Source organism: Acetobacter syzygii (assembly GCF_000964225.1).
GTDB lineage: Bacteria > Pseudomonadota > Alphaproteobacteria > Acetobacterales > Acetobacteraceae > Acetobacter > Acetobacter syzygii.
This window is the reverse complement of record NZ_BAMZ01000027.1, coordinates 33148-53320: the sequence shown is the minus strand read 5'-3', so window position 1 is coordinate 53320 and position 20173 is coordinate 33148. Positions and strand designations below refer to the sequence as shown.

16 protein-coding genes are annotated in these 20173 nt (G+C 53.7%); 3 read left to right on the top strand and 13 right to left on the bottom strand.

Annotated features, from left to right (window positions below):
• Positions 1 to 6: 6 nt before the first annotated feature.
• From Absy_RS10050 to Absy_RS10020, 7 genes are all read right to left on the bottom strand, one after another.
• A complete protein-coding gene (locus Absy_RS10050) occupies positions 7 to 2067 on the bottom strand; it encodes a cellulose biosynthesis cyclic di-GMP-binding regulatory protein BcsB (protein ID WP_048854622.1) in 2061 nt (686 codons plus the stop codon).
• On the bottom strand, positions 2064 to 4646 hold the full coding sequence (gene bcsA / locus Absy_RS10045) for a UDP-forming cellulose synthase catalytic subunit (protein ID WP_084597092.1): 2583 nt from the start codon (positions 4644 to 4646) through the stop codon (positions 2064 to 2066). Before bcsA ends, Absy_RS10050 begins: the two co-directional genes overlap by 4 nt.
• Positions 4643 to 5404 carry a cellulose biosynthesis protein BcsQ gene (gene bcsQ, locus Absy_RS10040; RefSeq protein ID WP_084597090.1) on the bottom strand — a complete coding sequence of 254 codons (762 nt, stop codon included), beginning with the start codon at positions 5402 to 5404 and terminating at the stop codon, positions 4643 to 4645. Before bcsQ ends, bcsA begins: the two co-directional genes overlap by 4 nt.
• Before the next feature lie 43 nt (positions 5405 to 5447).
• Positions 5448 to 5876, bottom strand: coding sequence for a hypothetical protein (locus tag Absy_RS10035; RefSeq protein WP_143221434.1), 429 nt, complete (start codon positions 5874 to 5876; stop codon positions 5448 to 5450).
• A gap of 551 nt (positions 5877 to 6427) precedes the next feature.
• Positions 6428 to 6892, bottom strand: coding sequence for a hypothetical protein (locus Absy_RS10030; protein WP_048854618.1), 465 nt, complete (start codon positions 6890 to 6892; stop codon positions 6428 to 6430).
• A gap of 14 nt (positions 6893 to 6906) precedes the next feature.
• Positions 6907 to 8043 (bottom strand): DegT/DnrJ/EryC1/StrS family aminotransferase, encoded by a 1137-nt coding sequence (locus Absy_RS10025; RefSeq protein ID WP_048854617.1) that lies wholly within the window; start codon positions 8041 to 8043, stop codon positions 6907 to 6909.
• The gene (locus Absy_RS10020) at positions 8040 to 10058 is read right to left on the bottom strand and encodes a polysaccharide biosynthesis protein (protein ID WP_048854616.1); all 2019 of its coding nucleotides are present in this window, start codon (positions 10056 to 10058) and stop codon (positions 8040 to 8042) included. Before Absy_RS10020 ends, Absy_RS10025 begins: the two co-directional genes overlap by 4 nt.
• A 66-nt stretch (positions 10059 to 10124) precedes the next feature.
• Here Absy_RS10020 and Absy_RS10015 point away from each other — a divergent pair, with 66 nt between their 5' ends.
• Positions 10125 to 11150, top strand: coding sequence for an MraY family glycosyltransferase (locus Absy_RS10015; protein WP_048854615.1), 1026 nt, complete (start codon positions 10125 to 10127; stop codon positions 11148 to 11150).
• A gap of 30 nt (positions 11151 to 11180) precedes the next feature.
• On the opposite strand, the gene Absy_RS10010 is transcribed toward Absy_RS10015, so the two are convergent.
• The 3 genes from Absy_RS10010 to Absy_RS10000 form a co-directional block, all read right to left on the bottom strand.
• Positions 11181 to 11624 (bottom strand): hypothetical protein, encoded by a 444-nt coding sequence (locus Absy_RS10010; RefSeq protein WP_048854614.1) that lies wholly within the window; start codon positions 11622 to 11624, stop codon positions 11181 to 11183.
• A 164-nt stretch (positions 11625 to 11788) separates the two neighbouring features.
• A complete protein-coding gene (locus Absy_RS10005; protein WP_048854613.1) occupies positions 11789 to 12202 on the bottom strand; it encodes a MarR family transcriptional regulator in 414 nt (137 codons plus the stop codon).
• A gap of 170 nt (positions 12203 to 12372) precedes the next feature.
• Positions 12373 to 13797, bottom strand: coding sequence for a leucyl aminopeptidase family protein (locus Absy_RS10000; protein ID WP_048854612.1), 1425 nt, complete (start codon positions 13795 to 13797; stop codon positions 12373 to 12375).
• Positions 13798 to 13909: 112 nt separating this feature from the next.
• Here Absy_RS10000 and Absy_RS09995 point away from each other — a divergent pair, with 112 nt between their 5' ends.
• On the top strand, positions 13910 to 16495 hold the full coding sequence (locus tag Absy_RS09995; RefSeq protein WP_052945751.1) for a helicase-related protein: 2586 nt from the start codon (positions 13910 to 13912) through the stop codon (positions 16493 to 16495).
• Between the two features lie 165 nt (positions 16496 to 16660).
• Positions 16661 to 16993 carry a ferredoxin FdxA gene (gene fdxA, locus Absy_RS09990; protein ID WP_048854719.1) on the top strand — a complete coding sequence of 111 codons (333 nt, stop codon included), beginning with the start codon at positions 16661 to 16663 and terminating at the stop codon, positions 16991 to 16993.
• 241 nt (positions 16994 to 17234) lie between these two features.
• Here fdxA and cyoD read toward each other — a convergent pair whose 3' ends face one another.
• From cyoD to cyoB, 3 genes are read right to left on the bottom strand one after another with little or no spacing between them, the layout of a single operon-like run.
• Positions 17235 to 17567, bottom strand: coding sequence for a cytochrome o ubiquinol oxidase subunit IV (gene cyoD / locus Absy_RS09985; protein ID WP_048854611.1), 333 nt, complete (start codon positions 17565 to 17567; stop codon positions 17235 to 17237).
• The gene (gene cyoC / locus Absy_RS09980; RefSeq protein ID WP_048854610.1) at positions 17567 to 18172 is read right to left on the bottom strand and encodes a cytochrome o ubiquinol oxidase subunit III; all 606 of its coding nucleotides are present in this window, start codon (positions 18170 to 18172) and stop codon (positions 17567 to 17569) included. The genes cyoD and cyoC overlap by 1 nt, the downstream gene beginning before the upstream one ends.
• A complete protein-coding gene (gene cyoB / locus Absy_RS09975; protein ID WP_048854609.1) occupies positions 18172 to 20163 on the bottom strand; it encodes a cytochrome o ubiquinol oxidase subunit I in 1992 nt (663 codons plus the stop codon). Before cyoB ends, cyoC begins: the two co-directional genes overlap by 1 nt.
• Positions 20164 to 20173: the final 10 nt, after the last annotated feature.

The following is a 20173-nucleotide window of genomic DNA, read 5'->3' as shown; positions in this document are numbered from 1 at the left end:
TGGTGACTACTCGCCCCCTTCATTCTTCTTCAAATATGAACGCCGTTTGGCGGCCCGGGCTGCCAACATTTTTCGCAATACACTTCCGCTACCCAGAATACCTAAGCCTGCCAGCATAAGAATACGCCAGGGATGTTCACTAAAATACCAGTCACTCCAAATCCAGAATGGAGCATTACCAACTGTAAACGTTGTTCCACTCCGCGAAGCAATGGTTTTATGCCCGGAAACAAAAGTAAGATCACCTTGAATCCCTCTTTCAAGCGTAGGGTTTTCAATGGTGTTAATCACATTATCCAGCCCTTGCGGCATTCCTGCAACAAGAACAACAACCGAGCGTCCTTTTGCAAAGGGGGACTCCGTACCAATAAGGGCACCACCACCACTCAGGGAAACACTCCCCTGAAAAGTTACAGTCTGTGCACCCTGTAAGGCGTTATCCGCAAACATATAACGGATACCATCGAGTACGCTGCGCTCTTTTAACCTGAGCCGCCCCCCTTCAATCTGGTAAGGCGACCCTTTGAGCAGTTCTGCTGCCTGGCTGGGCGTTTGCATACCACCCGCTGCCAGACCAATCATCATAATGTCCCTGTCCTTGACGGTTGCCACATCATGAACAGAAACCACTTCCACACCAGATATAGGGAGCCACGTATAAGACCCTAACAGCCCGGCAACATCCAGATACGTTGTGAGCACACCTGTTCCAGCATGGTCTGGCAGAACAATCGCTGTTTCGGACAAATCCGCCATTCTGGTAAACGGAAAGCCACTATTAGCAAAAAGTGCCAGATTAGGCATAACCGCCAGATGGTAAGCACGCCGCATATCCAGTGTGGAATCCGGGTCCAGCTCCAAAGAAATATCCTGTGCCATGGCGCTACAGTCCCGCCGCGCCATGGGGCGTCCATCAAAATAAAAATCCAGTTCGTTCTGGCCATAAACAGCCCAGACTGGCAATTCGACGTGATGTTTCTGAACTGTCGAACGCTCAGGCAGGAAATACCTCAGCCACGCAGGTAATTTTTCATATTGTGACCAGGGAAAACTGCTGAGATAAATCCCGTTCAAACTCACATCCACACGCGAATGCTTGAGATCCAGATTATCCGCCAAGGGTGGATGAAAGCTGAAGCTCGAAGAAAACGGTCGCCCGCGCCACGTATATAAATCTGGTGCCATGCGGAAAGGAATGGCCAGTGTTCCTGGCACATACCCATGCCCGGTTAGAGCGCTCTGGCTAACCAGCTCCCCAAACCGTACAACCCTATCCGTTGGCAAAAAAGCTGGCGCATCGTATGGCTGACGAGGAGAAAGCGATATGTCTGCTCCCCCAACCTGAGACAGATCGCCAAAACTGTTGGAAGTGTAAGCCAATGTGTTCGCTGCTTGCAGAACTTCCGTTGCAGTGCGTCCGGTAATAACCAGCAAGGTTCCATTACTGTCGGATGGATTAGCAAGCTCCGCAACAAGAGGTCCGGCTATGGTCAGGCTTTTTCCCAGATTATCTGGCAAGTTTGCGGCTGTCCCGACCACAACAGCATTCCCTGTTTCCGCTACATGATACGAAACAGGGAAGGTTACGTGGTGGATATCCGCCTGTTTGCCAAACCACGATGCTACGATACCCGCAGATTTAAGCAGAATACGGCCATTAACATTCCCCGATGCAACCTGCTCAGGCAACACAAACGGTACAACACTGCGGTCAACCGCATCTGTATCCAAAAAAGGCGAAGGCAGAGCAGACAAATAACGCTTGGGTGGCAATGGGGCCGTTGTAATGGACAGTTGTGACTGCCCGGAAATTTGCCCCCATAGAACGGGGCTTATCTCGTTCCCACATGTGGCTGTGTACTGGCCTGCAAAGGTAAAGTTGACAACATTCTTTGAAAGAAAAAAGAATGGGTTAACAGCAAATTTTATTGGACCGAATGCAGATTTACCCGGCGTTACCGGTATTGTTCCCACGTACTGGTTGTTCAGCCGGATCGTAATGCTGCTCACATTCGGCAACAAAGCGGGAGACAATGCACCAGAGAGCACAAGCTCTGCATCGGTCACAAGCTCGCCTTTGGCAGCCCGAATGACAAACCCTGAATAGACGCAAAAGGCGTCATCATCAGAGTATCTCCTGCGCCCAGCTCTTTAAGGGTCCAGCTTTTTTTATGCACCCCAACCATAGCCGGTGCGGCATCTGTTATTGGCGTACCAAGGGTTAGGCCCTGCGTTTGCGAGGGCTGGTCTGGTGTCGCTGGAGCCGTTGCATCGGATGTGGGGAGTGGCGGCTCTCCATCCTGTGGTGGAACACCCGCTGGAGGTGCTGCGACGGCTTGAGCAGCCGGTTGCGGCACGGGCGAAGCATCCGCAGCCTGCTGTGCCCAGGAAGAGGCGGGAAGCATGATACCAAGGAGAAAAAAACAGAATGTCGCTGCTTTTTTCTTGGGAGCGACAATCACGGCGTTTCTTTCCTGCTTTTTTTTGCCGCCAGGCAGACTACGCGGCGGAGCCATCGGTTTTACTGGTGGAAGTTTTTGGTTGACTGCACCAGGATTTTTCTCAAACCGGAACAGGCTTGTTATACTGGTTAATGCAAGCCACAGGCTCCGCAATGGCCGGTCTGGCGGGTAACGCCCCCAGTCCACCCAAGCATCTGCCCGCCCAAAAACAAACCGGACGACCTCAGCCTCATGCCTCAGGGAATCATAACGCCAATCCAGCCCGATTGAACGCTTGCCAACCCATACAATCTCGCCCTTCAGTCGCCCCTCTTCCGTCAGGACATGGACGATCTGACCTTTTTGCCACTCATCGACCGTGCTTTCGGCAATTTCAACCTGGCAGCCCCCTGTGGACACATCCATAATCTGGGTTGGAAGCAGCCGCCCTCCTTCGGAACGCAGCGTTACTGGCAGCCGGACCTGAATACGCGCTTTACCACGGACCTGACGGGATTCATGCCCCACAGCAATAGCCAGCAGAAGCGTAAGAAGACTAATGGCAATCCAGACTTCGTTCAGCCACAGCGCATTAAAGACAACCTGTGAGTTATGGAACATGAACAGCCGGTAAAAGCCGTATAACATGCCCATAAACAAAAACCCGCTTAGAATAACGTTGGGATAAACAGCCTGCCAGTCCAGATAAGCCTGTTTGATTGTTCCACCTTTGTCCGTAACGTTAAACTTGCCCAGTTTGGGAAAAAGGATTGTTACCAGTGTGACGCGCACCAAAAAGGTTGCCAGCGTTGTTTCGTATATTTCACCCCAGAATGAATAGCGCCAGCTCCCATTCATACGGGCCGATGTGCAGATACAGTGGAAAAAGTGCGGTATGACATAGGCACAGAGCGCCATGGGCGATGCCGCAATAAGCGTCTGGTTAAAAACCAGAAAACATAGGGGAGACGTTAAAAAAACCAACCGGGGGATTGCAAACAAAAATCCGGCCATAGCCGAAAAATAGCAGATCCTTTGCGGAAGTCTTAATCCCGGCCCTGAGAATGGGTTATCGGTACGTAAAATCTGGATCATTCCACGCGCCCAGCGCATTCTTTGACCAATATGCAGGATCAGCCGCTCCGTTGCCAGCCCCGCAGCCAGAGGCAGGCTCAGATACGCAGTGGACCAGCCACGCCGTTGCAGCTTGAGAGCTGTGTGCGCATCCTCTGTTACGGTCTCCGTTGCAATCCCACCAACTTCCAAAAGGGCGGTGCGACGAATAACCGCACATGAACCACAGAAAAATGACGCATTCCAGAAGTCATTGCCCGGTTGCAGCAGGCCATAAAAGCTGTTGCCTTCGGGAGGAACCCGCATACCATTCGCCAGATTTCTCTGAAACGGATCGGGCGAATAAAAATGATGTGGCGTTTGTAACAGAGCGATTTTTGAATCTGCCACAAACCACCCCAGCGTCGTTTGTAAAAACGCCCGGCACGGAACGTGATCACAGTCAAAAATGGCAATCAGTTCTCCATCTGTCAGCTGGAGAGCGTGGTTCAGATTCCCGGCTTTGGCATGGGCATTATCGGCTCGGCTAATGTAGCCAATACCTGCGGCCTCCGCAAAATGCTGGAACTCCACACGGTGACCGTCATCCAGAATAAAAACGTTCAGCTTATCAGGTGGCCAATCCATGGATGCACAGGCAAGTGCCGTAACCCTTACAATACTCAGATCTTCGTTATACGTTGGAATGTAAACATCAACCGTTGGCCAGTCGTCGGAATTATCTGGCAAGGGAGCGGGTTTTCTTTCCAGCGGATGCACTGTTTGAAAATAAATCAACAGCAGCATCATAAAAGCATAAGCTTCTGCCAGAATAAGAATGATGCCCAGAACAGCCTGAAAGGTTGTTTGAAAAACCAGCGTGTCAATCATGCGCCAGAGCAGATAGCGAGATGACACAGCGAGTGAAAGAATCTTCAAATACAGTGTTGCTGTCTCATCCTTACGGCGATTAAGAAGAAAAAAAACAACAATCCCTGCAACGCCAACAATGAGCTGCCCGCCAGCAGACAGAAAAGACAGGGTAACAATAAAAAAACTGATGACAGATAAAAATAGAATAAAAAGAGGAACAATTTTATGAACATTCTGATCAACACGGAACAGACTGTTCAGCCGATCAGACAATTTCATGTAAGTGATTCCAGATAACGACTGACACGATCAGAAAGGTTATTCAGATCAATGGCAGCACGTGAGAGGGGAGCATAGTCTGCAACAGGCTGCTGCATGGCCAGCGCCTCTCCCACATACTCATCACGATGCACGATGCCAAACAGAGAATCACCAATTTTTTCTGCCAGCCCAGAGCAGATAATACGCCCCAGTCGGGTCATGGGATCAAACTGATTTAAAACATAACCTCGGCGTACATTACGCACTTCCGAATAGATTTTTCCAGTCGCAATATTGGAATACAGAACAGCCGATGCGGCATCTGCGGCCAGAACAGTCAGTAGCAAATCCACATGGGGCAAAATAGCTTGTAACATAACCGATGGCCCCGGAGGCGTATCCACCACGACCACCATGCCCGGAGATGCAGCCATCCTGACCAGCGGCTTCCAGAGCAGTTCCGGCTTTTGTCGTATAACACTATCTTTTTTAATACTTTTCCCCGATGAAAGCTGACCATACGGTAAGATGATCACGCCACTATTGCTGTCTTCTTTGAGCGCGCCACCCCAGGATTCTATATTCCCGACCGACTTTACAAAACCATGCCCATCCGCCACATCGCCACCAAGGTGGAGACGGAGCATATTTTGCGGGTCAAGATCAACGGCAATCACCTCAAGGTGTCGGTTTTTGGCCAAACCGGCAGCCAGATTAGCCGCGATCATGGTTTTACCCACGCCCCCTTTTGGTGAAACACAACAAATCAAGGGCATGCAAAATACTCTATCATAAAGTGCCGAACGAACATTTGACCACTTAACGGAAAATATCAGACAGACTGGAAACAGGCTGGGGCTTGTCCTGCTTTCCTGCCAGAAACGCAAAAACGTCCCGCAAGGACTGTTGTTCCGGCTTTGTTTTTACATCGCTCGGTTTAGCCATTCGCAAAGGCGGATTAACGGGTTTTTGACGAACCTCCGGCTCTACAGGGGGCTCTGTTTCGACCGAAGCCAATATGTCCGCAAGAGCATCTTTGTTAGACGGTGTAACTGCTGGTTTGGGAGCAGCTTTTTCCTTCCGGCCAACAGGCGGCTCTACATCCGGCAGAGTAGCGAGATTATCAAATTCTTTATACTTCAGATCCGGTTCCTGCACCGCGACTCTCAGACCAGAAATATCACACGCATCACTGGAGGATTGACTGGGAACATTCGCAAGGACCGCGTCTACAAGAGGGAAACCCATGACCATCTCCTATATCCTACCGTAACGCAGCATAGGATTTGTTCAAAAAACCTCTGCGTATATTATGGTCAACAATAACTCATCACGAGCAGTTTACAAAGAACTGAACATAATCTCCGAGGCAGGTGCAAGAGCAACTCTTGATATCTGTTTTATATTGAAACAGGCCGATAAAATAGAGAAATATTTTTTCTATTTCTTTTATACACCTTATAAAATATCCAGTAAAATTTTAAAAATACATAATAATTTTGGAAAATATTAAAAAATAATAAGTAATTATGCATTAAAAAACATATTTAATTTGATTTTCATACATATCCACCAAATGGAATGCGTTTTTTATCCCTATAAATAAGGACGACTCATTCTAAAATCCCCTGAAATTTTACAAATTATCGATTTTTTTACAGATTTTACACTCCCGGCTAGATATTTGCATGACCCACAAATACCTGCCGGGAAAAACCAGATACGCTGGCCTTATGATATTTATTCGTTTTCTAACTGAAATGGTATAAATATATCAATATTACACATTTCACAAATACTTAAGGAAAACTGGAATGTTTAAACGGATAACGATCCACCATCATCCGCAAAGGTGCGAACTCTTTATTAGGGAATGTTTCCGAGCGGACCCATGAGCCATCGGGGGATTCCACAAATACGGTTGCATTCCAGTCCGCAGCACTAATACCTGTCCATAACGTCAGGGTCAGCACATCCTTACCCTGTTCATCCTTGAGAAAAATGTGCGAATCCCCAGAAGATGGCGGGGTACGGCTGAGCGGCCCCCAACCAGACTTATGCGCAGAAAGCCATTTATTCAGATCCGCCACTTCATCCTTATCCAGCGGACGCTGGTGGTGCATTGGTCCCACATCAATAACACCACTAACAACCTGCGGAAACGAAACAGGTTTGAAGTTAGGAAGGGCAAAGGTCCAGATCGCGACCGATGTACTAACAGTCAAAACCAGAAAACCAATAATAAACGCTGTTTCTTTCCGCATAGTTTTCTTCTTTCTTACCCTCTTACTGCGGCAATCACGCGCGCTACATCTTCATTTGTCAGTTCTGGATGGATCGGCAATGCCAAAATACGCTGGGCCAGATCTTCGGAGACCGGGAGCGCTGCCCCATCATGGTGGTCGCGGTAAGCTGGCTGTTTATGCAACGGCAGAGGGTAGTAAATGGCTGAAGGCACACCCTTATCCTTCAACCGGGTCTGAAGGGCATCCCGTTCGGCTGCATCCTTGAGCAGAATGGCATAAATAGCCCAGGCACTCCGGCTATCCGCCACACGCACAGGCACCTGCACACAACCAGCCAACCCGGCATCATACTGTGCTGCTATGGCATCCCGCCGTGCCAGTTCATCCTTAAAGTTTTCCAGCTTGGCCAGCAGCACTGCCGCCTGCAACGTATCCAGCCGACCGTTCATGCCAGTCCGCAGCACTTCATACCGGCTTGTGCCTTCACCATGCGTGCGCAAGGAACGGTAGAGTGCGGCACGTTCGGGGTCATCCGTCAGAATTGCGCCGCCATCTCCATACCCGCCCAAGGGCTTGGATGGGAAAAAGGACAGGGTGGTAGCAGTTGCCTCACACCCAAGCGGCTTGCCAGCCAGTTCTGCCCCAAAGGACTGAGCACAGTCAGCCATAAGGAACAGCCCCTCCTCTGCAGCAATAGCCCGCAGCTCTGGCCATGGGGCGGGTTGACCAAACAGATCAACCCCAACAATGGCTTTTGGCCGCAGTTTACCCGCTGCCTTTACAGCCTGAATACGGCTGCGCAGGTGGGATGGATCAATCTGAAATGTCTTTGGATCAACATCTACAAAAACGGGTGTAGCACCCAGCACCAATGGCACTTCCGCCGTAGCTGTGTACGTAAAGGCGGGTAAAAACACGGCATCGCCCCGGCCTATGCCTTCTGCCATCATGACAATCTGAAGAGCATCCGTTCCGGAGGAAACGCCTACGCATTCACGCGCACCACACCATGCTGCCAGACGCTCTTCCAGCTCTCCAACCTCTGGCCCCATCACAAACCGGCAATGGGCCAGCACGGCTTCCAGGCGTTGGCGCAAAACGGGTTCTATCCGCTTCTGCTGGGCTGCAAGATCGAGAAATGCAATGGGCCTGTTGTCTGAACTGCTCATGGTGCCATTTGCTCCGTACCATCGGCCATTATCTGTTCATCCTGTACAACACCGGAAGGTTTTGCACCAGTCGGAGCCAGAGCCCGGACCTCCCCATTGGGGTTATGGTCGAACTCAGGCACCAGCAAGACCAGAGTCTGCAGGGCAGCCTGCACATCGCCATTGCGGGCATATGTTGTAATCTGGTCCACGGCGGCGCGTACGTCCGCCAGTTCAACCACACGGGGAGTTGCCATCAGCAGCCCCGGTGCATCGGTTGGTACCGGCGCTTCACGCCCGTGGAACAGTTCCTCGTACAGTTTTTCTCCCGCACGCAGGCCAGTAAAGTGAATAGCCACATCTTCGTCCGGCTTAAGGCCTGCCAGCCGCACCATCTGCCGGGCCAGATCAACAATTTTAACCGGCTCGCCCATATCCAGCACAAAAATACCACCGTGGCGTAACAGGTCATCCGTACCTGTCGCCAGCTTACCGGCTGTGCCGCGCACACTGGCCTGCAACACAAGCCCTACCGCCTCGGGCACGGTCATAAAGTAGCGGCGCATTTCCGGGTGTGTAACCGTAAGCGGCCCCCCCCGCTCCAGTTGCCGCCGGAAGAGCGGAACAACCGACCCGGTAGAGCCCAGAACATTACCAAAACGAACAGTAATGCAGCGCATGGCATGAGCCTGCCCGGATGCGCGGGCCTGAATATCCAGTGCCTGACAGTACATTTCCGCCGCTCGCTTGGACGCTCCCATAAGGCTGGATGGATTAACCGCCTTGTCGGTCGAAATCACAATCATGGCGGCGGCACCATGCCGTGCAGCGGCATCGGCCACCACGCGCGTGCCATGTACGTTGGTCAGCAGACCTTCAGCCGGGTTGGTTTCCACAATTGGCACATGTTTAAGGGCTGCCGCATGGAACACCAGCTCGGGCTTGAAGTGGGCCATAACAGCCTCAATCCGCGCTTCATCCCTTACATCAGCCACCACCATCCTGCGTGGAATATCCGGCACACAATCCGCCAGCTCCACATCAATCTGCCACAGTTCAAACTCCCCGTGATCAAGCAGAACAAGGCACGCCGGACCCAGCCGGGCTATCTGGCGCACCAGTTCGGAACCAATAGTCCCCCCCGCTCCAGTTACCAGCACAGTGCGGTTACGGATCAGACGTTCCATACCGGCATGATCCAGCGGAACCTGCGGACGGTTCAGCAGATCCTCAAGAGGGATCGGCCGTAACTGCACCTGATCAGCAGGGGTTAGGTCCGTCATCACCGGGGTTCTCAGAACGGAAATGCCGTAATCTGCCGCAACATTGAGCACCTGACCGAGTGCACGCCCCCTGAAGCCGGCATCGGTAATAACCAGTGCTTCAGGCAGGGTTCCGGCCTTGCTCATGCGTTCCAGAATAAGGGATATCTCGTCTACATGCCCCAGTATGGGCACGTTCTGAATCCGTCGGCCGACCTGGTGCGTGCCCTGCCCCACCAGCCCAACAATGCGGATATTTGTATCCCGGCTCCGCTCCAGCGCCCGAAGGTACAGGTCGGCCACCGTATCCGCCCCGATCAGAACCACACGTTGCTGGTTTGCCTGCCGCGCAGCCAGCCTGTGCGCCAGACGGTAGGACACACGCAATCCACCCAGCAGAACAAGCAAAACAAGCGCGTAAATAATGGGAAAAGTCACGCTTGGCAGGGGGAACCCGGCACACACCAGCCCTATGGAAAACAGGAACGCGCTGGCAACAGATGCACCAGCAATACCCAGCAGGTCAGAAACACCGGAAAACCGCCAGTATTGCTGCGGTATTCTAAACGGCAGCCCGCTCACTATCAGTGAGATGCCTCCCCCCGCCAAAAACCACAAAGGGTGCAGCAGACCATCCTGCGGGGCCGCCAGCCACCGTGCCAGAGGAGCCGCCAGAGCCGCCAAGGCGCCATCCAGCAGAACATTGACAGCGATTCTGTTCAATGGCCGAAACCTTGGATAATAATGCTGGAGCCGAGAGCGTTGCGATACCATGATCTTGCACCTATAGCCTAGCACCAGACATCCTAGAAGCAGCCTAACTGGACAACCGCCCTTTTCATGTCTTTTTTTTCCTCTGCTTTGGTTTTTTCCAGCCTGCTCTGTGCGGGTGGATTATCAGCCTTACTTGTGCGGCACATGATCGGGCTGGCCGTTCTGGACCATCCGGTTCACCGCAGCGCCCACGCCGTACCCACACCCAAGGGCGGCGGAATCGGAGTTATGGTCGCGTTCGGGCTGTTTTTTCCTATTGTGCAAATTCTGGCAGGTCAGCAGGTTCTTTCTTTCTCATACCTGATGACCTTTTGCGCTCTGCTGCTCTTATGTGGTGTTTCCTGGCTGGATGACCTTTATCAATGGTCTCCATTGATCAAATTTACCGCACAGGTCGTTGCCGCAGGCCTGATCGTGGGTGGAGGCGTCAGCCTGAGCTGGCCAACACCACTGGCAGGTGCTGCCCTGTCCCTCCTCTGGCTGATTTTTATTACCAACGCCATCAACTTCATGGATGGGCTAAACGGCCTTATTGCGGGCTGCCTATGCTGTGCGGCCCTTGCCTTGGCTGTTGCGGCCCCATTTATGGGTGTCCCGGAACTTGTTTTGCCAGCCCTGCTGCTGGCAAGCTGCCTTATGGGTTTTCTGCCGTTCAACTTCCCCCATGCCCGTATTTTTCTGGGCGATGTTGGCAGTCAGGGTTGCGGGCTGCTGGCTGGCACAGCCGCGCTGTATATTGCGGCACACACAACTCAGCCTACAGGATGGCTGCTTGGGCCAGCCCTGCTGTTCCCCCTGATCTATGACGTGGCTTTTACTCTTGTACGGCGTAAATATATGGGCGATTCGCTCATTCAGGCCCATAGAGGCCATCTGTACCAGATCCTCCACCGCAGTGCTGTCCCCGTTCCCGCTGTTTCCATGCTGGAATGGAGCATGACCATATGGGGTGGAGCCATAGCCTGTCTGGTTGCATCCGCTACAAACATCTGGGGCAGCATAAGCGGAATAACCCTGCTTATGCTGCCCCAGTTGGCATGGACTGCCCTAACCGTGCTACGCGCCCACAAACAGCAGGTGGGCCGGTGGTAAATCCACACGGCGCCTGCACACAGCGGCTTTTTATTTCAGTGTAAACGTCAACCCCTGCGCGGAACCGGCAAGCCTTGCCCCCTGCGAGATGGTTTCAATTTTAATCCGCACCCCATTCTTGTTTTCCAGCACTGCTCCGCCCAGTCCCTGACCCAGCGTGGCTTCCCCATGAGCAGCGGCATAAGTACCATCAAAATCCTTCAGGCGGTGCAGATTGTAGACCGTACCAGTCCCCTCGATTTTGGAAAAACCAACCGCAGCAATGGTTCCGCCGGTAATGGAAAACGTGTGAGATTTGCCACCATACGTCAGTTTGCCCTCACCCCACGTATAGCCCACCCCAATATCGGCGGACTTGGCGGTAAGGGTAATTTTGGCAGTCGGGGCGCCCAACGCATCAGCCGCATGAGCAGCAGACACAGCCCCGAACGACACTGCCAGAGCAGCAGCGGCAACAACAGAAGAAAAACGCATGGAATGGTTTCCTTTATCTCTCTGTCATTTCTGACACGGTTAAAGAAAACAACGCCCCAAACGCAAAAAAGTTGCCGGTGGCACCCCTGCGACCATTTGTAAAAACAGTCCACGGGCACCACACGGCAACTTCTGTGCTTTAAAAACTAAAGAAAAGCGCTTTATCAGGCCGCAGCGACACGGCGGAGGCGGCGCACTGTTGCCACCTTTTCTTCCGGCTGCGTGTTCTGTGCAGCATCCTGCATGGTTGTTCCCATAATGGAGCGGATTTCCTTCAGGTAAGCGGCTCCCTTAGGGGTGCGCTGCACCAGAACGGAACGGCGGTCCAGCGGGTCCACCTTACGGCGGGCCAGATCCAGCTCGCTCAGGCGATCAAGCGCACGGGTAATGGCAGGCTTGGACACGTTCAGGCTTGCGGCCAGACCACGCACCGTATGCCCGCTTTCTTCCAGATAGCAGGTCAGGAACACAGCGAGCTGACGGGCGGACAGGTCCGGCCCTTCCCCACGCACGAGTGCAACAATGGTATCCCGCAGGGTCTTGACCAGATCCTCTGCCTTTTCTGCGGCCTGTGCCATGACATCCAACTTTCTTGTTTGCCGGGGGCCACGGAGATGACCCGCCCGGCGATGTTTTTCCGGCCCATATTCAAACCGGAATGAATCTGATGGGCTTTATATAGACACCGAAACGAAATTTTAAAGCGTTGTAACAAAAAATTATTACGCTTCTTCTTCCTGTATCGTCTTTAAGTCTTTTTCGTGTCATTCGTTGCACAAAGAGAACGGATTACACTAAAAAGTGTGCGAAACCCTGGGATATCGCCACCTTCTGGTCGGCCCGGTCGGCCTGAATCGTTCCACGCATAGCTATCGACATGCACCCAACGCTGGTCTGGTTTTACAAAATGTTCCAAAAACAGACCGGCAGTAATGGCCCCTGCCATAGGGCGGGAGGCAATATTATTCAGGTCTGCCACAGTACTTTTGAGCCAGCCCGCATACCCTCGCCATAGTGGCAGACGCCAGAGGGGGTCCGCCTCACGCGCAGCCGCCTTTGCAAACAGATCGGCCGTGGAATCATGGTTACAGAACAGGGCAGGCAGGTCTGGCCCCAGGGCTACACGGGCAGCCCCGGTCAGTGTGGCCACATCCAGCAGCAGGTCAGGCTGGCTTTCACCTGCCTCGGACAGCAGATCACTCAGCACCAGCCGCCCCTCGGCATCCGTATTGCCAATTTCCACTGTAAGTCCTGCACGGCTGCGAATAACATCCAAAGGCCGCATGGCATGACCAGAAACACTGTTTTCCACACAGCCCAGACGCAGTTCCAGACGTACTGGCAAATCCTGCACCATAACCAGATGCGCCAGAGCCAGTACGGTTGCCGCCCCTCCCATATCCTTTTTCATGCGCAACATGCCGCTGGAGGGTTTGAGGTCATACCCCCCGCTATCAAAACACACGCCTTTACCAACCAGGGATACAAGCGGGGCATCCTTGCCTGCACCAGAACCACTCCACCGTGCCACCACAACGCGTGGGCTACGGTCAGACCCATTCCCCACATGCGCCAGCAGAGGGTAAGCCTCATCCAGTGCAGCCCCTTTGATAACCTCCACGTCCGCACCCAATGGGCGAAGTACCGCCTTGGCTTCGCGCGCAAGGTCTGAAGGCCCAAGCAGATTGGCGGGCATGTTGATCAGGTCTCGCGCAAAGCAGATCGACCGTGCAGTCTGTGCTGCCAGCCCCTTGCGCTCCCCTGCCGTCACAACCAAACGCGGACGCGCAGCATCCTTATCGCCTGTTTTCAGGCTGTAGCGATATGCGCCCAGGCAGAATCCCAAAATAACATCATCACGCGCCACATCCTGTGGCACCTGTACGGTCCACTCCCCAGCGGGCAGGTCCACAGCCAGTTTGCCAAACACAAAAGGGTCACGCTCATTCCGGGCTGGCAGACCAAATAATGCCTGCACCTGACCTGCCGGAGCAGGCGCCATGACCAGTTGCCCCGGCTGACCGCCAAAGCCGCACTGCTCGGCAAAAGTAACCGCGGCCTCCCCCGCCATAGCCACCCATGTCTCTCGTTCACCCGCACGCACGGCGTAAACGGTGCAAAGGGTCTTCCGCCTGCGTGCAACACTCAGGCAATCCAGATCATGAACGGGCATGGCATTCCTCCTTACTGAGCGCACCCTGCGCCTCCCTTTTCCATCATGCAACGGGGAGCCCATGCACATTGCCATCTTGCTTTTCGGTGCCGGGCAGCGGACCATATGCGGCATGAAGGTTTCTAGCCGCCAGATGACACCTGCCCTGCGCACCTCCCCCCTTGAAGATCAGGCCCCTGTACGGGCTATTCTGGGCCCGACCAACACGGGAAAAACGCATCTGGCACTTGAGCGGATGCTTGCTCACTCCTCCGGTATTATCGGTTTTCCCCTACGCTTGCTGGCACGTGAGAATTATGAGCGCATGGTGCGCCTGAAAGGCGTCCGGTCGGTTGCGCTGATTACGGGGGAAGAAAAAATTATTCCCCCTCAGGCCCGCTGGTTTTCATGCACGGTGGAAGCCATGCCCATGAGCCGCCCGGTGGACTTTATAGCCGTGGACGAAATCCAGCTTTGCGCGGACCCCGAGCGCGGTCATATCTTTACCGACCGCCTGTTAAACGCACGGGGATTATCCGAGACCCTGTTCCTCGGTGCAGATACGATTGCCCCCCTCATGAAGGCGCTGATCCGGGGCATAGAGATAGAAACACGCCCCCGTTTGTCCAGTCTGGGCTATACGGGGCATACGCGTCTGTCCCGCCTGCCACCACGGACTGCCATTGTCGCTTTTTCCATGGCCGAGGTGTACGCCATTGCCGAGCTTATCCGCCGCAAACGTGGTGGGTGTGCGGTGGTCATGGGGCAGCTTTCCCCCCGCACCCGTAATGCACAGGTCGCTCTCTACCAGAACCGGGAGGTGGACTACCTTGTCGCGACCGATGCCATTGGCATGGGTCTGAACATGACAATCGATCATGTGGCGTTTGCTGGTCTTTCCAAGTTTGATGGCCAGCGGCACCGTATGCTGGCCCCGGCTGAAATTGCCCAGATCGCAGGCCGGGCAGGCCGCGGCACGCGGGATGGTACCTTTGGCACAACCGGGGAGTGCCCCTCTTTACCTGAGGCAATGGCCGAAGCCATTGAAACCCATAAATTCGAACCTCTTTCCTTTTTATGGTGGCGGAGCAGCAAGCTCAGCTTTGCCTCCCCTCAGGCCCTGTATGACAGCCTGTGCCAGAAAACCCCACACCCTAGCCTAAGACCCGCCGAGCCTGCATCGGACATGCAAACACTCAGCGCTCTTATGCAGACACCCGCTGTCCGTACCCTCGCCACAACACCCGACCATACCCGTCTGTTATGGGAAATCTGCCAGATTCCTGATTTTCGTAAACTGGGAATAGACAGCCATATCCGCCTATGCGGCCAACTCTTTAGCATTCTGGCAAAAGATGGCCGTCTGCCATCCTCATGGCTCAAAAACCGCCTTGCCAATCTGGAGCATACAGGCGGCGAAATAGAAGACCTGATGCACCGCCTGATGGGCATTCGCACATGGTCTTATGTTTCTGCCCACCCGGAATGGGTGGAAAATGCAGAGCACTGGCAACGCCACACCCGAATGCTGGAAGATACCCTGTCCGATGCCCTGCATGAGAGGCTGGCAAGCCGATTTGTAGACAAGCGCGCAGCCAGTCTGGCCCGCAGGCTGGAGGAGGCCGATGGGACCCCGCTGCTATGCGCCATTAGCAAATCCGGCGATGTGCGGGTGGAAGGGCACGATGTGGGCCACATGCGCGGCTTTACCTTTGTGCCAGACCCCGAAGCCGCCCGTTCTGACCAGACTCTTATTCTCAAAGCCGCACGCCGCGCGGCACGCAGCGAGATCCCGCGCCTTGTTGCCCGTTTTTTGCAAACACCAGAAAGCACAATAACGCTGAACCAGCAGACAGGCCATATTCTGTGGTTAGGCGAACAGATTGCGCATTTACGCAAAGGGGAGAGCGTTCTGCACCCGGTTATTCATGTTGAAGATGCCGAGTTTTTGGACACAGCCCACAAAAGCAAAATACGCCAACGGCTGACGGAATTCCTGAACACCCTGTTGCAGCAAACTCTTGCCCCCCTGTTCCGTGCCGAACAGGCCGTAGCCAACCATCCGCTCCTGCGCGGGATTGTGCACAGCGTTATGGAGAATGGGGGCGTTGTTACCCTGGCTGCTCCGCCCTCGCTCCCTCCCAAAGAGGCGGAATTCCTACGCCGGCAGGCAATACGACTCCACGGCCCTCTGGTTTTTTGCACACCCTTGCTCAAACCACAGGCCATGGCGCTCCGCAGCCTGCTCCTGCGCCTTTACAAGGCTCTGCCCCCCACTCCCCTGCCACCAGAGGGCGCTGTTTCCATGCGGCTGACCGCTCCTCTGCCGCAACCCGCGCAGGAACTCCTGCGCAACGTGGGTTGGGTGGCCAGCCATGGCCTTTTGATTCGAGTCGATATCGCCAGCAACATTGTGCAGGATATGCACGCATTATGTGCCCGCACCCCCAAACCACTCCCTTTTTCGCTCGCATCCCACCTTGGCGTAAGCAAAAAAGACCTGCCAGATGTGCTCAGAGGGCTTGGAATCCGCCTGCAATCCCCAGCCCCCTTACCCCACACACATGCTGGCCCCCCTGCCCCTTTTATGGTTTTACCAACACGACGCGCAGAAAAAAGAAAACAGCACCAATCACGACCAGCTTTGCGCAAATCTCTGCAAAATGCCCAAAACAACAGTCCTTTTGCGATTTTAGGCACACTACGGAACCGGATGTAAACGCAGCTCTGCTAGAATAGAAGTGCCCCCTTTCGTCCAAGCGGGTTGCCATAGGGCAAAAAGCCCATCATATCTGCGCCATCCTTGGTGGTACGGCCAGTTGGTTGACCACCTGACCCCACGCGGCGAGCCCCACTCGACCGCCAGATAATTTCGGAGATGGCAATGACCTACGTGGTCACTGAAAACTGCATCCGCTGCAAATTCATGGACTGTGTGGAAGTCTGCCCCGTTGACTGCTTCTACGCCGGTGAAAATTTTCTGGTTATCAACCCCGATGAGTGCATTGACTGCGGCGTGTGCGAACCTGAATGCCCGGCCGAAGCGATTTTCCCCGACAGTGATGATCGTTCAGCAGCGTGGGCAGAAATCAACGCAAAATACGCCAGCCAATGGCCTAACATTACCCGCAAGGGCACTGCTCCGGCTGATGCAGAAGAATGGAAAGACAAGCCGAACAAGGCTGACCTGCTCTCCCCCGAGCCGCATAAAGACTGAACCTGCACCAACATCAGGTTTTCATACAAAAAAGGCACCGGATCATTCCGGTGCCTTTTTTGTTGGTCGGATTAAAGTCCAGCCATAGGACCTCCTTCACCAAACACTGGAGAACAGGCCACAAGCAACACCCCGCCAGACCATAGGCCAACAAAAAACCCCCGGAGCCAAAGCACCGGGGGTTTTTTGTTGCTGACCACCGCCCTGACCTAAGCCAGAGCAGCAGAGCCATGCATCACATTCAGCGAGACATCATGTTCATGGAGGTGTTGGACATGATGAATACCGTGCCGACAATCAGGATGGATACGAATGCAACGGTGAAAACAAACGCAATGTTGTTCCAACGTGCTTCCGAACCGCTACCCATGTGCAGGAAGTAGTGCAGATGCACCAGAACCTGAACAAGTGCCAGAACAGAAAGTGCTGCCAACGTGCCGGCTGGCGCAAGGCTGTGGCTCATGACCACACCAAACGACAGAACCGTCAGAATAACGGCAAGAACAAAGCCGATAAGGTACGAAGATACGCTACCGTGGCTCTCGCCCGAGGAGGATGTGTTCGGATTGCTCATCAGATCATGCTCGCCAGATAGACATAGGTGAAAACGCAGATCCAGACGATATCCAGGAAGTGCCAGAACAGGCTCAGGCAAGTGAGCTTGTTCATCATGCGTTCCGGAATTTCAGTTGTTCCCATCAGCTGAACTATCAGGGTAACAATCCAGATCAGACCACACGTCACGTGCAGACCGTGGGTGGACACCAGCGTAAAGAACGCAGACAGGAATGCACTGCGATCCGGGCCAGCGCCCTCAGCGATCATGTGTGCGAATTCACGCACTTCCAGACCAACAAATCCAAGACCAAGCAGGAATGTGACGGCAAGCCACAGGATAACCTTGCTGATCTCGGACTTATGGGCGGCAATCATGCCAAACCCATAAGTAATGGAGGAGAGAAGCAGGAGGGCTGTTTCCAGCCCAAGCCCACCAAACTCAAACAGTTCGTGTGGGGTTGGCCCACCATTGAACTGGTTACGCAGGACTGCAAACGTGGCGAACAGAGAGCCAAAGATAATGCAGTCCGTCATCAGATAGACCCAGAACCCGAACACCACCGTATTTTCGTGGTGATGTTCGTCGTGGCCTGCGGTCGGAACAGTTGTGTTCTGTGCCATTATTCTGCTGCCTGTGCCATCAGTTTACGGGTGTGCTCGTTTTCGATCCGGGCAACCTCTTCAGCAGGGATATAGTAGTCAATATCCTTGTTAGCGCTGCGTGCAATGACCGTACCGATCACGCCCACAAGGCCAATAGCTGCCAGCCACCAGATGTACCACACAGCGGCAAAACCGAAGATCAGGGCAAAGGCACCACATGCAATACCAGAAGCCGTGTTTTTCGGCATATGGATTGCTTCGTACTTGCCGCCAGCCTGACGGGTATCAATGCCGTTTTCTTTGTCATGCGTGTAGGCATCGAGCGAGCTTACATGCGGGACAATGGCGAAGTTATACACCGGAGGAGGAGAAGAGGTGGACCATTCCAGAGTACGGCCGTTCCAGGGATCGCCCGTTACGTCGCGGTTTTCGGGTTTGTTGCAATCGCGGATGGAGACGTAAATCTGCATCAGCTGGCAAACAACACCGAACAGGATGAGCACTGCGCCAACTTCGGCGATCAGCATCCAGGGATGCCAGGCCGGGTTGTCATAGTGGTTCATACGACGGGTCATACCTTCGAAGCCGAGAACATACAGCGGCATAAAGGCAAAGAAGAAGCCGACAAGCCAGAACCAGAAGGCGCGAATACCCCAAGCTTCGTTCATTTTGAAGCCAAGAACCTTCGGAGCCCAGAAGTTCATGCCACAGACGTAACCGAAGTACACACCACCGATAATCACGTTATGGAAGTGAGCAATCAGGAACAGACTGTTGTGCAGCACAAAGTCAGAACCGGGAATGGCCATCATCACACCGGTCATACCACCGATGGTGAACACCACCATGAAGCCAACAGCCCAATACATGCAAGCATGATACTGGATGCGGCCCTTATACATGGTGAACAGCCAGTTAAAGAGCTTAACACCGGTCGGGATGGAGATGATCATGGTCGCAATGCCGAAGAAGGCATTCACGTCCGGACCTGCACCCATGGTGAAGAAGTGATGCACCCACACGAGGAAGGACAGCACCATAATGGAGCAGGTTGCATAAACCATGGTCTTGTAACCGAAGAGCGGCTTGCCAGAGAAAGCAGGCACAACTTCGGAGAACACACCAAAGGCAGGCAGAACAAGAATATAAACTTCCGGATGGCCCCAAGCCCAGATCAGGTTCAGGTACAGCATCTGGTTGCCGCCACCATCATTGGTGAAGAAGTGCATACCGAAGTAACGGTCCAGACCCAGCAGGGCAACAGCAACCGTCAGTACAGGGAAGGTCGCCATGATCAGAATGGAAGAGCAGAAAGCCGTCCATGTGAACACGGGCATCTTCAGCCAGGTCATGCCTGGAGCGCGCATCTTAACAATGGTGACAAAGAAGTTCACACCGGTCAGCAGCGTGCCAACACCAGAGATCTGGATTGCCCAGATATAGTAGTCAACACCCACACCTGGGCTGAACTGCATTTCGGACAGCGGGGGATAAGCCAGCCAGCCGCACTGTGAGAACTCACCAATGAACAGGGAGATGTTCACCAGCATGAACGCAACAGCCGTCATCCAGAAGCTCAGGTTGTTCAGGAACGGATAAGCCACGTCACGTGCGCCAATCTGCAGCGGCACAATGAAGTTGAACAGACCGGTCATGAACGCCATGGCCAGGAAGAAGATCATGATCGTCCCGTGAGCGGAGAAGATCTGGTCATAGTGATGCGGAGGCAGATAACCGGGGTTACCTGCGTAAGCCAGCGCGAGCTGGGTACGCATCATGATGGCGTCCGCAAAACCGCGGGCCAGAGCAACCAGCGCCAGTACAATGTACATGACAGCCAGACGTTTATGATCGACAGAGGTAAACCACTCTTTCCAGAGGTAGCCCCACTTGCCGTAATAGGTAATCAGTCCCAGTACCGCGACACCGACAATAAGAACGCCGATGAACGTACCTACTAGGATCGGCACATCCAACGGGATGGCCGAAAGCGATAGTCTCCCTAGCATAGATCCTATT

Excerpts from the sequence above, each read along its gene's own strand:
- bcsA (WP_084597092.1), bottom strand. The coding sequence starts at position 4,646 with ATGAAATTGTCTGATCGGCTGAACAGTCTGTTCCGTGTTGATCAGAAT.
- bcsQ (WP_084597090.1), bottom strand. The coding sequence starts at position 5,404 with ATGCCCTTGATTTGTTGTGTTTCACCAAAAGGGGGCGTGGGTAAAACC.
- Absy_RS10035 (WP_143221434.1), bottom strand. The coding sequence starts at position 5,876 with ATGGGTTTCCCTCTTGTAGACGCGGTCCTTGCGAATGTTCCCAGTCAA.
- Absy_RS10030 (WP_048854618.1), bottom strand. The coding sequence starts at position 6,892 with ATGCGGAAAGAAACAGCGTTTATTATTGGTTTTCTGGTTTTGACTGTT.
- Absy_RS10025 (WP_048854617.1), bottom strand. The coding sequence starts at position 8,043 with ATGAGCAGTTCAGACAACAGGCCCATTGCATTTCTCGATCTTGCAGCC.
- Absy_RS10020 (WP_048854616.1), bottom strand. The coding sequence starts at position 10,058 with ATGGTATCGCAACGCTCTCGGCTCCAGCATTATTATCCAAGGTTTCGG.
- Absy_RS10015 (WP_048854615.1), top strand. The coding sequence starts at position 10,125 with ATGTCTTTTTTTTCCTCTGCTTTGGTTTTTTCCAGCCTGCTCTGTGCG.
- Absy_RS10010 (WP_048854614.1), bottom strand. The coding sequence starts at position 11,624 with ATGCGTTTTTCTTCTGTTGTTGCCGCTGCTGCTCTGGCAGTGTCGTTC.
- Absy_RS10005 (WP_048854613.1), bottom strand. The coding sequence starts at position 12,202 with ATGGCACAGGCCGCAGAAAAGGCAGAGGATCTGGTCAAGACCCTGCGG.
- Absy_RS10000 (WP_048854612.1), bottom strand. The coding sequence starts at position 13,797 with ATGCCCGTTCATGATCTGGATTGCCTGAGTGTTGCACGCAGGCGGAAG.
- Absy_RS09995 (WP_052945751.1), top strand. The coding sequence starts at position 13,910 with ATGAAGGTTTCTAGCCGCCAGATGACACCTGCCCTGCGCACCTCCCCC.
- fdxA (WP_048854719.1), top strand. The coding sequence starts at position 16,661 with ATGACCTACGTGGTCACTGAAAACTGCATCCGCTGCAAATTCATGGAC.
- cyoD (WP_048854611.1), bottom strand. The coding sequence starts at position 17,567 with ATGAGCAATCCGAACACATCCTCCTCGGGCGAGAGCCACGGTAGCGTA.
- cyoC (WP_048854610.1), bottom strand. The coding sequence starts at position 18,172 with ATGGCACAGAACACAACTGTTCCGACCGCAGGCCACGACGAACATCAC.
- cyoB (WP_048854609.1), bottom strand. The coding sequence starts at position 20,163 with ATGCTAGGGAGACTATCGCTTTCGGCCATCCCGTTGGATGTGCCGATC.